Source organism: Crystallibacter permensis, from assembly GCF_025960875.1.
Lineage (GTDB): Bacteria > Actinomycetota > Actinomycetes > Actinomycetales > Micrococcaceae > Crystallibacter > Crystallibacter permensis.
Genome location: NZ_JAODLR010000005.1, coordinates 282989 through 294470, shown reverse-complemented (window position 1 = coordinate 294470; position 11482 = coordinate 282989). Strand labels below are relative to the sequence as shown.

Annotated in this window: 11 protein-coding genes; 5 read left to right on the top strand and 6 right to left on the bottom strand. The window is 65.5% G+C overall.

Translation table 11 applies throughout. The features are described 5' to 3' along the window. Window positions 1-488: 488 nt before the first annotated feature. Complete coding sequence (locus B0G38_RS08780) at window positions 489-1094, bottom strand: GNAT family N-acetyltransferase (RefSeq protein ID WP_264669076.1); 606 nt, start codon at window positions 1092-1094, stop codon at window positions 489-491. A 92-nt stretch (window positions 1095-1186) separates the two neighbouring features. Further along, window positions 1187-1576, bottom strand: coding sequence for a universal stress protein (locus B0G38_RS08775; RefSeq protein WP_264669075.1), 390 nt, complete (start codon window positions 1574-1576; stop codon window positions 1187-1189). Window positions 1577-1725: 149 nt separating this feature from the next. On the opposite strand from B0G38_RS08775, the gene B0G38_RS08770 reads away from it, so the two are divergent. The 3 genes from B0G38_RS08770 to B0G38_RS08760 are packed head-to-tail and all read left to right on the top strand — an operon-like array spanning window position 1726 to window position 4874. After that, window positions 1726-2760, top strand: a complete 1035-nt coding sequence (locus B0G38_RS08770; protein WP_264669074.1) for a tripartite tricarboxylate transporter substrate binding protein — start codon at window positions 1726-1728, stop codon at window positions 2758-2760. Further along, a complete protein-coding gene (locus B0G38_RS08765) occupies window positions 2757-3368 on the top strand; it encodes a tripartite tricarboxylate transporter TctB family protein (RefSeq protein ID WP_264669073.1) in 612 nt (203 codons plus the stop codon). Before B0G38_RS08770 ends, B0G38_RS08765 begins: the two co-directional genes overlap by 4 nt. Next, window positions 3369-4874: a tripartite tricarboxylate transporter permease gene (locus B0G38_RS08760; protein ID WP_264669072.1), complete on the top strand. Its 1506-nt coding sequence runs from the start codon at window positions 3369-3371 to the stop codon at window positions 4872-4874. A gap of 89 nt (window positions 4875-4963) precedes the next feature. On the opposite strand, the gene B0G38_RS08755 is transcribed toward B0G38_RS08760, so the two are convergent. Then, a complete protein-coding gene (locus tag B0G38_RS08755; protein ID WP_264669071.1) occupies window positions 4964-5386 on the bottom strand; it encodes a hypothetical protein in 423 nt (140 codons plus the stop codon). A 306-nt stretch (window positions 5387-5692) separates the two neighbouring features. On the opposite strand from B0G38_RS08755, the gene B0G38_RS08750 reads away from it, so the two are divergent. Both B0G38_RS08750 and B0G38_RS08745 read left to right on the top strand, forming a co-directional pair. Next, complete coding sequence (locus tag B0G38_RS08750; protein ID WP_264669070.1) at window positions 5693-6598, top strand: phosphodiesterase; 906 nt, start codon at window positions 5693-5695, stop codon at window positions 6596-6598. Window positions 6599-6730: 132 nt separating this feature from the next. Beyond that, window positions 6731-7144, top strand: a complete 414-nt coding sequence (locus B0G38_RS08745) for a hypothetical protein (RefSeq protein ID WP_319801233.1) — start codon at window positions 6731-6733, stop codon at window positions 7142-7144. A gap of 84 nt (window positions 7145-7228) precedes the next feature. Here the strand turns inward: B0G38_RS08745 and B0G38_RS08740 are convergent, their stop codons facing one another. From B0G38_RS08740 to B0G38_RS08730, 3 genes are all read right to left on the bottom strand, one after another. Continuing rightward, window positions 7229-8647: a stealth family protein gene (locus B0G38_RS08740; RefSeq protein WP_413542048.1), complete on the bottom strand. Its 1419-nt coding sequence runs from the start codon at window positions 8645-8647 to the stop codon at window positions 7229-7231. Window positions 8648-8920: 273 nt separating this feature from the next. Then, complete coding sequence (locus tag B0G38_RS08735) at window positions 8921-10594, bottom strand: dipeptide ABC transporter ATP-binding protein (protein ID WP_264669069.1); 1674 nt, start codon at window positions 10592-10594, stop codon at window positions 8921-8923. Further along, window positions 10591-11430, bottom strand: a complete 840-nt coding sequence (locus B0G38_RS08730) for an ABC transporter permease (protein WP_264669092.1) — start codon at window positions 11428-11430, stop codon at window positions 10591-10593. The genes B0G38_RS08735 and B0G38_RS08730 overlap by 4 nt, the downstream gene beginning before the upstream one ends. Window positions 11431-11482: the final 52 nt, after the last annotated feature.

The window sequence follows — 11482 nt, the reverse complement described above, 5'->3', positions numbered from 1 at the left end:
CAGCGAACTCCCCGCCAGGCCGAGCGCCCGCAGGCCACGCTCCCTGTCCGGCTCCGGCGCGGGTATGAAATCAAACTGGAAATCTTCCATACACCCACCCTACGAACCGCCTCTGACAGTTTGTGACCGCCCACACATCACGGGGCGGAGCATGGCAGAAAAACACCGAAAAACTTTCCGGCACGTGTTGCTTGCCATGGGGGGCATGTGGATTGAGGAACAAGCCGAGGGGAACAGTGCGGGCCAAGCAGCGGTCGTCGCCGTCGTAATTAGAGAACGGGTTCAGCGAAGGGAAGCCAGATGTCCAGGCAGGGTCAGCGGCGGTTACTGACGGAAGTTAAAGAGATGGCGCCGGCTGGTTGGAGGTTGGGGGAAAACTCCGACCGGCCGGCGCCGCATCACTCGCACCTTTATGAGGTGACTTCACACTAAGCCTTGAACTTGATTGTTGGCCGGGAGCAACCTGTGAATTGCCTGAGTGTTGGTTTCTAGACCGCGCGTTCCAGCACGAAGTCGCGCAAAACCAGCCGGCCGGTGGGAAAGTTCATACCGCCGACGATCCGGAAGCCGTTCTTTGCGTAGAACTTCTGGGCACGCTCGTTTTCCTCGCTGACAGAGAGCCACACCGCGCGCGAACCGTTTTCGGCGGCGTCAGACAGGGTGGCGCTCATGAGCCGGTGAGACAGGCCGCTGCCGTGGGCGTCGGCCCGAATGTAGAACTTGCTCAGCATCGAAGTGGGCCGCAAAGCTAGAGCTGCCTGGACTTCGACATCCAGGGGAGGGGTGTGGATGAGCATGCTGTAGCCCACCATCCTCCGGCCCGTGGGAGCAGCGTGAGCGTCGCCTTCATTAACGTTCGACTCTTCGAGCAGCAGCACGGTTCGTTCCGCGTCGGCAATATAGCTGCTGAAACGGGCCTCGGTGAGGTGCTCGGCGATGTAGCCGTTGATGTCGTCCTCGGTCATGACCGGAGGGCACGCAAGGGGGAAAGTTGCCGCGGCCAATTCGGCGAGGGCAGCGGCGTCGTCGGCTGTGGCCTTGCGGACCAAAGTGCCGGCGGACGGTAACGGATTGCCTGCCGCAGACTTGGGCATGGTTGCACATTCCGCTGGCGCTAATCCTGCGTCTGGATGGATCGGATCGTTCACGGGAACAATCCTAAGCTGTGGACAGCGCTCCGTTATGGTTACGCGCTGTACTCTGCCTTCACGGCGAGCACAGGGGCGTTGGCCTGCAGCAGGATCTGCTGGGCGCTGCTGCCCAGCAGGAACTTGCCCACGGAGCTGCGGTGCCGGATCCCGATGATGATCAGTGACGGATCCAGGGCCTCAGCCGTGTCCAGAAGATCACCCACGGCATCACGGCTGCGCTCGTTCGGTAGGCGGTAGCTGACGGCCACACCCTCAACCTCGGTGGGGAAGTCCAGTTGGCTGCCGCTGACAACCTCCTCATCATGGACAGTCCGGTCCATATCGAAAACCACAAGATCCTGTCCGCGGAGCCTAGCTTCCGCGACGGCAGCTGTGAAGGCAGCCGTTCCTTCCCTGGAGCGGGACCGACCAACGAGAATAGTCATTAAGTGTTACCTTTCGCCGTTCGCCAGTTGCGACGGGTTTAGGTCACTCTCGCCGCGTGAAATAGCCTGCATTCGATCGGTTCTCTTACGAACCAAAGTTCCCATGGTAAATGCGTCACTCACAGCAATTCTAAGGAAGGTCGGGAATCATGGCATCCCCGAAGCCCCAACACGGCGACCCCCTGACCGCGAGCGGCCGTTCTAGGAAACGGACCGTCGGTCTGACGATTTACGGCGTGATCGCGGCGCTTGTCATCGGAGGAGCGATCTTCACCTCCTCCCGCAGCGCAGCCGATGCAGAGTTGCGCAGCAAGCTGACACTAATTGCCCCCGCCGGCGCAGGTGGCGGATGGGACACTTTCGCCCGCGAGCAGCAGCAAGCCATGCGCTCCAACGGCATTGTTAACAGCGTTCAGGTTGTCAATGTGCCTGGCGCCGCCGGCACCATCGGTCTGGGCCAGTTTTCCACCATGCACGGACAGTCCTCAACCCTGATGGCCACTGGCACTGTGATGCTGGGCGGCATCCAGCTCAACGACTCCCCGGTAGGAATGGATGATGTCCGTCCGTTGGCAAGGCTGGCGGACGATTACGATGCGATCGTGGTGCCTGCCGATTCGCCCTTTAACTCCATGGATGACCTGATCGCCGAATGGAAGAAGGATCCGCGGGAGTTCCCGTTCACCGGCGGCTCAATCGGCTCCGTAGACCATCTGATCATGGCGCAACTGGCCATGGAAGCCGGCATCGATGCCTCGCAGACCACCTATATCCCCAATACCAGCGGTGGCGAAGCCCTGCAGACAGTCTTCTCCGATACCGCCAAAGCAGCCATCAGCGGTTACAACGAGTTCGCGGACCAGATCGAGGCGGGAAGGGTAAAGGCTCTGGCCATCTCGGCGCCGCAGCGGCTGGAAGGCATCGACGTTCCCACCTTGCTGGAGGAAGGCTACGACGTGCAGATGAGCAACTGGCGCGGGATGGTCGCCGCCCCGGGGACCAGCGACGAGGACTTCGAGGAGTTGCTGAGCATCATCACCGAAATGTCGCAGACGGCGGAGTGGGAAGACGCTCTGGCCCGCAACCAATGGGATAACACCTTCATGGTCGGCGAAGAATTCGAGGAGTTCATCGCCGCGGAGGAAGAAGAAGTCGCCGAGATCCTGGAAGGGCTGGACCTGTGACCCATCCGGACAATCAAACGGACCCGGGCGCGCTGAGGCCAGCCGCGGATGCCTCGCCGACTGCCCGGGGCTTCTGGCACGGTCGAAGCGGAATCGTCATCGCCGTCGTGCTGGCGGCGTTCAGCACTTATCTGCTGGTCGGCATTTTCGACATGGATGTACCGTCGGGCGCGGCCTTCCCCGGACCGACATTCTTCCCCGCTCTGATCGTGGCGGCCGGCTACATTCTTTCGGTGCTCCTGGCCGTATTCACGATCAAGAACCCGGACCCGCCAAAGCCCCCGCACTACGAATTCGAAGAGGATCTTGATCCGGAGGTCCGGGCAGCGGCCGAAAAGGCAGCGGCCAGGAAATACGCATCGTATTCGGACTGGTCCTCGGTTGTGGTGGCTATCGGCAGCTTCCTGCTTTTCGCTTTGCTGATGGAACCGCTGGGTTGGATCATCGCCGCAGCTGTCCTGTTCTGGGGCATGGCCCGGGCCATGGGGAGCAGGCGGCCGCTGTTCGACATCAGCCTCGCCTTGGTGGTCTCCTCGCTTATCCAGCTGGCCTTCGGTGCTGCGCTGGGTCTTAATCTGCCCGCCGGGATCCTGGGAGGTGTGTTCTAAATGGATGCTCTAGCAAACCTGATGGAAGGCTTCAGCCTGGCGCTGACGCCGATGAACCTCCTGTGGGTAGTGGTGGGCGCGTTCCTGGGCACCGCAGTGGGGGTGCTGCCAGGGCTGGGGTCCTCCATGGCGGTGGCGTTGCTGCTGCCGATGACCTTCGCACTGGATCCGATCGGGGCGTTCATCATGTTCGCCGGCGTGTACTTCGGCGGGCTCTTCGGCGATTCCACCATGGCCATCCTGATGAACACCCCGGGACAGGCCTCGTCGATCGCCAGTACGTTCGAGGGCCACAAGATGGCCAAGGCCGGCAGGGCGCCCCAAGCGCTGGCGACCGCTGCCATCGGCGCCTTCATCGGCGGCATCATCGCGAGCATCCTGGTGGTGTTCTTCGCCCCCGTGCTAGCCGACCTGTCCGCCAACTTCGGCCCGCAGGAGTTCTTCGCACTGGCCGTCTTCGCGTTCCTGGCCACGTCCTCGGTCGTCTCGGACTCGGTGATCAAGGGACTGGTTTCCCTGGTCTTCGGCCTGGGTATTGCCGTGCTCGGCATCGACAGCATCTCCGGTGCCGAGCGCTTCAGCTTCGGCGTGCCGGAACTTTTCGACGGCGTTAACATCGTCACGGTCACCGTGGGCATCCTGGCCCTGGGTGAGGTGTTCCACGTGGCCTCGCGGATCCGGCGCGATCCGGCGGCGGTGGCCACGCCCTCCTCGGGGCGGCCGTACCTGTCCAAGGCCGAATTCCGTGAGGCGCTGCCGGCCTGGCTGCGCGGAACGGCGATCGGTGTACCCTTCGGCATCATTCCCGTGGGCGGCGCCGAGGTACCCACTTTCCTGGCTTACGGAGCCGAACGTTCGCTGGACCGTCGCCGCCGGAAGCCGATGTTCGGCAAGGGCGCCATCCGTGGGCTGGCCGCCCCGGAAGCTGCCGGCAACGCGACCACGGGTACCGCCATGGGAGCGCTGCTGGCGCTCGGCCTGCCGGTCTCGGCCACCGCGGCCATTATGCTGGCGGCCTTCCAGCAGTACGGGCTGCAGCCGGGGCCGTTGCTCTTTGACCGCGCGCCGGATCTGGTCTGGGCGCTGCTGGCCAGCTTCTTCCTCGGCCTGATCGTGCTGCTGATCCTGAACCTGCCCTTCGCACGGTTCTGGGCCAAGCTGCTGCTGATCCCCAAGCAGTACCTGTATGCCGGCATCTCGGTCTTCTGCGGCCTGGGTGTATATGCGACGTCGGCGTCGGTGTTCGACCTGCTGATGGTGCTGGGCATCGGGGTGCTGGGCTTCCTGATGCGCCGCTACGGCGTGCCGCTGGCGCCGATCATGATCGGCATTGTGCTGGGTCCGCTGGCCGAAACCTCCATGCGCTCGGCCCTGTTGTCCTCGAACGGGGACTACGGCGTTTTCGTCGACAGCCCGATCACCATCACGCTGTACATCCTGCTGGCGGTCGCCTTGCTCATCACGGCGATCAGCCGGATCCGTGCGCGCGCCAAGGCTGACGTGTAGCACGCCGCCCACCCAGCGGACGACGGCGGCGCCCCACCTTCAAAAGGTGAGGCGCCGCCGTCGTCGTTGGGTTTAAAGACGGGTGCAGGCTAGACCTTCAGCGCCTTCTGCTTGCCCTTGGAGTCCAGGATCAGGGCCAGGGCGATGCCGAACATCCAGATGTCCTTGGCCAGGCCGGTTCCCTCGGCCGTGGGGCGGACGTTGTCTTCCTGCGTCATGCCCGGGGTTTTGAGGTACATGCCGATCAGCGTGCCGGAGAACGCGGCGAGCCCCAGGCCGACAAGCCGGCTGGGGATGAACGGGGCCAGCAGCGCGCTGCCGAGGGCGAGCTCGCCGTAGCTGACGTACTTGCCGAACTGCTCGGGCTCCATGTCCTTCACCTGGGGCAGGATGTTGGCGGCCATGCCCTGCAGGCCGGCAGCGCTTTCCTTGTCCAGATTCATCTTGCCTATGCCGGAATTGAGGATAAATCCGCCGGTGGTCAGGCGCAGGGGAATGTGGCTGAGCTTCATGTCAGGTCCTTCCGGTAGTCAGGCTCGGTCACTTCGAGCGTACTTCCGGCGGACTGCTCCTGCCAGTGTCCGGGAGGCCGCTTCTGCCGGTAGCGGACGCCTGCACGTGCCGGTGCCCCCGGTTGTGAATTGTTTGGGCGGCAGTTTCGACTGTTCTGCATTGCTAACGCATGGGCCGCTGAGACTGAGTTAAGCGAAACAAACCGAAATGCCGCCCTGTGTTAACTTGCGGTTTGAGTCTCGTCTGCTTGTATGGAATGTAATAGGAATCGGGTATCCCGGTTCCGAAACAGCAGAAGGTTAGTGATGGATTACATCCAGGCCGAGCATCCACGGCCTCACCATTTCATACTGCACATGAGCGACACCCATCTGGTGGGCGGTCCGAATCCCCTGTACGGACAGGTGGACAGCGAGGCCCGGCTCCAGCAGGTCTTTACCGAACTCGAGGCTTCCGGCGCGCGTCCGCAGGCCATCGTGTTCACGGGGGATTTGGCGGACAAGGGTGAGCCGGAGGCGTACGTCAAGCTCCGGGCCATCGTCGAGCCGGCCGCGGAACGCCTCGGCACCCAGATCATCTGGGCCATGGGGAACCATGACGACCGCGCCAATCTGCGCGCGGGACTGCTGGATCAGCCGGCGGACATGTCCCCGCTGGATAAGGCGTACGACGTCGATGGCCTGCGCGTGATCACGCTGGATTCCACGGTGCCCGGGTTCCACCACGGCGAGCTCAGCGACAGCCAGCTGGACTGGCTCAAGGGGGAGCTGGCGGTGTCTGCGCCGCACGGCACCATCCTGGCGCTGCACCACCCGCCGGTGCCTTGCGTGCAGGATCTGTCCGTGCTGGTGGAACTGCGGGACCAGAGCCGGCTGGCCGCGGCGCTGGAGGATACGGACGTCCGCACCATTCTGGCCGGGCACCTGCACTATTCGACCACCGCCATGTTCGCCGGCATTCCGGTGTCGGTGGCGTCGGCGACGTGCTACACGCAGGACCTGAACGTTCCCGTGGGCGGGTCCCGCGGCCGCGACGGCGCGCAGGCCTACAACCTGGTCCACGTGTACGACGAGACGATCGTCCACTCGGTGGTGCCGATCGGCGACTACGCCACCGTGGGCGAATACGTGTCCCCGGAGGAAGCCCAGCGCCGGCTGGACGCGGCCGGCATCCGGATTCCCGAAAGCCGCCGCCAGCTCGCCGGAGTCTGACAACGACGCCGGCACTCGCCTTTGCCTTGGAATTGTTCAACGAACGACGGCGGCACCCACCTTTGCGTCTACGGCTTCCACCGCGAGCGGCCGGCTGTAGCCAGCGCCGCCGGGGCTGAATAGGCTTGGGCCATGTTGCCTCATTCTTCCGAAACCTCCGCCAGCAGTCCATCCGCCAGCCCAACCTCGGCCGGCCCAACTCCAGCGGCTGAATCTGCCAAGCGGACCAATGTCATCGTTGCGATCGCCGACAAGGTCACTTCTTTCGGTGTGCGCAGGGCCTACGGCGAACCGGTCCAGGTGGGGTCTGAGCAGGTGGTTCCGGTGGCGCTCGTCCAATTCGGCTTCGGCGGCGGCGAATCGGAGACCGGCGAAGGCGGCGGTGGCGGCGGCGGAATGGTGCTGCCGGTGGGCGTACTGGCGCCGGACAGCCAAGGCAAAGCCTCTTTCCGGCCCAATCCGCTGGCTCTGCTGGTCTGCACAGTGCCCCTGGTGTGGTCGGTCGGCCATGCGGTGGCGCGGGTGGTCGAGGCCTGCCGCAGGTAACCAACGACGGCGGGTGGGCACCCGCCGTCGTTATCTTCCCTAGGGCCTCTTAGTTCCCCTTAGCCCCTCGGTTTCCCGGAGCCGTCATTTTTCCCAGGGCGCGGGGATGGGGAAGTACTTCTCGAGGAAGTCTGTGACAACTTCCTGCCGCTCCAGCGCCGGAACTTCCGGGAAGCTGCCGTCATTGAGGCAGAAGAAGTCATGGTTGCGCTTCTTCAACAGCTTCGCCAGGGATTTCAGCCCCGAGTACATGGTGGTGTCGATGTACTTGACCTTGGCCTCTGTCTGCGTGACGGCGCGTCCGGTCAGCAGCGCGTAGTAGTGGTACAGCGAATTGGTGACCGAGATGTTGTCCTTGGCCCGGAAACGGCTTGCCGCGGTGGCCTCGAACTCCGCCTCGAATTCCTTCTCCATTTCCAGCAGCACGCTCTTGCGCAGGGGCGCGGCGCAGTGTTCCAGATGCCGGGTGGTGATGCGGCCGAAGCGCTCATAGAGAAGCTTGCGGTTCACGCGCGCGGCGTTCTCGAAGCCGGAGCGGTCCAGGTGGTTATCGCCCAGCCCGATGCGGGTGGAGGCCTCGATGAACTTCGTGATGCCGCCGGGGGAGAAGAACACGTGCGGGCCCACCGGGCGGCCGAAGAACATGTCGTCGTTGGAGTACAGGAAGTGCTCGCTCAGGCCCTCGATGTGCTGCAGCTGGGCCTCGACGGCCTGCGAGTTGTGCGTGGGCAGGACCGAGGGGTCCATGAAATGCTCTTCGCTGCGCACAATGTTGATGGCCGGATGCTCGGCATCCAGCCACTCCGGCACGGGGGAGTCCGTGGCGATGTAGATGTTACGGATCCACGGCGCGAACATGTACACCGAGCGCAGCGCGTACTTGAGTTCGTTGATCTGGCGGAAACGCGCGTCGGCTTCGTCGCCTTCGCCGAGGATGACCCCTTCCATCCGCTTGCGGCGGGCGGCCTGGTAGGCCGGGTCATTCCCGTCCACCCAGGAGAAGACGATGTCGATCTCGAAGTCAATGTCCGTGGCGTGGTCCGCAAACATGTTCTCGATGGTGGGCCAGTCCAGTCCGTACCGGCGCACGGTGCCGCGGACGGCTTCGGCGGCAGGGAGGGAGCGCCGGGTCAGCGAGTTTTCAATAGGCAGGATCAGCTTCTCGTCCTGCCACATCCACAGTTCCAGCTGCACGCCGGCTGACTGGCCGTAGACCAGCCCGCCGTTCGGCTCGATGCGGGGACGGTAGAGCCGGAAGATACGGGCCTGGTTGCCCTCGGCGAGCCGGCCGTCGCCGACCAGCAGCGCGCGCTTTTTCTTGGCGTCCACCGTCATGGAATAGAACGGTTCGTTCAGGCAGGCCTCGGCCAGCGCGTCCTGAAGTTCCCGGCGGTCATCCCAGTTGATGGCGATGACCGGGCGAGCGTCATTGCCCCGGACCAGCAGGTAACCGATGCCTGCATCATCGAGCACGCGGCGGATGAACAGCAGGTCCTCCACCATCGCCTCATGCTGGGTGCGGTCCTTGTTGACCAACGCATAGCGGCGCTTGACCTTGACCACATCCTCGCGGTCGCTCAAGCGGGCGACGGCGGCTGGAGAGGTTACCTCAACGACGTCGCGCTGGCTTTCCTCCGGTTCAGGAGAACCAAAGTAGGCATCCGAAATGTCACTGGGGGCAAGCGATTCGGTAATGGAAGTCTCCTTCTAGTTGAGGGCAGGGCGTGCCACCTCCATAGTAAGCCCGCCTTCCAGCCCGGGAACGCGGCTGCCGGCTCAGCGGGCTTCGAGGGCCGGAGAGGACGCGAGGAGCTGCTGTGTGTAGGGATGCTGCGGCGCCGAGAAGAGCTGCTCCGCCGGGCCTTGTTCGACGATCCGGCCGCGCCGCAGGACGGCAACGCGGTCGCTCATGTGCCGCACCACCCCCAGGTCGTGCGAGATGAACAGGTAGCTCAGCCCCAGTTCCCGCTGCAGGTCATCGAGCAGGTCCAGGATCTGGGCCTGGATCGAGACGTCCAGCGCCGAGGCCGGTTCGTCGCAGATCAGGATCCGGGGCCGCGGCGCCAGGGCACGGGCGATGGCGACGCGCTGGCGCTGCCCGCCCGAAAGGGTGCGCGGGCCGCGGCGGGCGAAGTCCGCAGGCAGCCCGACCATCTCCAGCAGGTCCTTGACCTGCTTCGCGGAGCCCCGGGGATTCAGCGTCCGGCCGCCGGTGGCCGCATCCGCCAGGGTCTGGCCGATGGTCAGCCGCGGGTCGAAGGAGCTGAGCGGGTCCTGGTACACGGTGCCGATCAGCGGCCGCCGGCTCCGGCGGTCCTTCTCGGTGAGCGTGCTCCAGGGTTCGCCGAAGAGCCGGACCTCGCCTGCGTCAGGCACGGTGAGGCCGAGGGCGATGCGGGCGATGGTGGTTTTGCCGGAACCGGATTCGCCCACCAGCCCGAGCGTCTCCCCGGCACCCAGTTCGAAGGACACATGATCGACGGCGGTAAAGCTGGTTTTGTCCGGGGTACGGAACCGCTTGGCCAGGGCTGTGGCCGCCAGGACGGGTACGCCGGCGCCGGACTGCGGGACACCGCTGTCCGCCGCTTTCGGTTTCGCAGCAGCCGGGCCGTACGAGACTGACAAGCTGGACGGGCCGGGCAGGCCTGACAGCCGGGCACCGCGGGGATGGCCGGAGGGCACCGCGCGCAGGAGCTTCTTCGTGTAGTCGTGCTGCGGCGAGCCAAGGACCTGCGCCACCGGACCCTGCTCAACGATCCTGCCCTCGGTCATCACCGCCACCTGGTCCGCCACCGAGCCGACCACGGCCAGATCATGGCTGATCAGCAGCATCGCCGTTCCCCGCTCGCGCAGCGATGCCAGCAGGTCAAGAATCTGCGCCTGCACCGTGGCGTCGAGTGCCGTGGTGGGCTCGTCGGCGATGAGCAGCGCCGGATCCAGTGCGATGGCGGAAGCGATCAGGGCCCGCTGGCGCAGGCCGCCGGAGAGTTCGCCGGAGCGCTGGCCTGCCCGCAACTGAGGGTCATCCATGCCCACGTCCGCCAGCAGCGACAACACGCGGCGGCTGCGTTCGGCGCCGGTCAGCCGGGTGCGCAGCCGGAGCGAATCCTCGATCTCGCGGCCGACGGTCCGCAGCGGATCCAGCGAGACCAGCGCATCCTGCAGCACAAAGCCCACCTTGCTGCCGCGCAGCTGCCGCCAGCCGCGCCGGCCCAGCCCGGTCAAGGACTCACCGCCCAGTTCCATCCGCTCCGCCGAAACATCCGCGGTATCTCCGGCGAGGCCGATCAGGGACCGCGCGGTCACCGACTTGCCGGAACCGGATTCGCCAACCAGCGCCAGGCACTGCCCGCGGTCAATGGACAGGGACACCCCGCGCACTGCCGGGACGGCACCAAAGCCAACGTTGAGGTTCTCAACCCGCAGCACGGCGTCGTTCTTAGCATTCACCGTCCGGCCACCCTTCGCTGCAGGGCACGCCCCAGCACCGTCGAGGACGCCGCCGTCAGGACAATAGCGACGCCGGGGAAGAACGTCATCCACCAGGCCGTGCCCAGATAAGTCCGGCCGGCCGCCAGCATCGCGCCCCACTCGGCTGCCGGCGGCGGTGCCCCGAGGCCGAGGAAGCTCAGCGAGGACGCCCACACCACGGCCTGGCCCAGCCCGAGGGTGCCGAGCACAAAGACGGGGGAGAGGGCGTTGGGCAGGATGTGGCGGAAGAGCACCTGCGCCGGCCGGCGGCCAAGTACGACGGCGGCCTCCACCATCGCGGACGACCTCACCTGGCTGATTTGGCCGCGGATGATGCGCGCGTAGCCCGGTGCCGTGGAGAGTCCGACGGCGACAACAGAGGTGGTGATCCCCGGTCCGGCCAGTGCGATGAAGACCAGCGCCAGCAGCAGGCCCGGTAGGGCGAACAGGACCTCGAGGATCCGGCCCACACCGAAGTCCAGCCAGCGGCCGCCGAGCCCGGCGAGCGTGCCGAGCACCAGAGCCAGGCCCACGCCGATGGCGGTGGCCGCGGCGCCGATCAGCAGGGAGGGGCGGGCACCGTGGATCACGCGGGAGTAGATGTCGCGGCCGGACTCGTCGGTGCCGAACCAGTGCTTGGAGGACGGGCCCTGGAACGAATCGGCCGGGTTGATGGCCAGCGGGTCGAACGGCGCCAGCAGCGTGGGGAAGCAGGCGGCCAGCACCAGGAACAGCGCGACGGCGGCGGCCCCGAGTTCGACGGCGCGCAGGCCGGACACCCGGCGCAGGCTGCGGGTGGGGCCCAAGGTTCCCATGGTGCCCGGGGCGCCGGGCGTGCCGGGAGTCGCTGCGACATCAGGGGTTCCA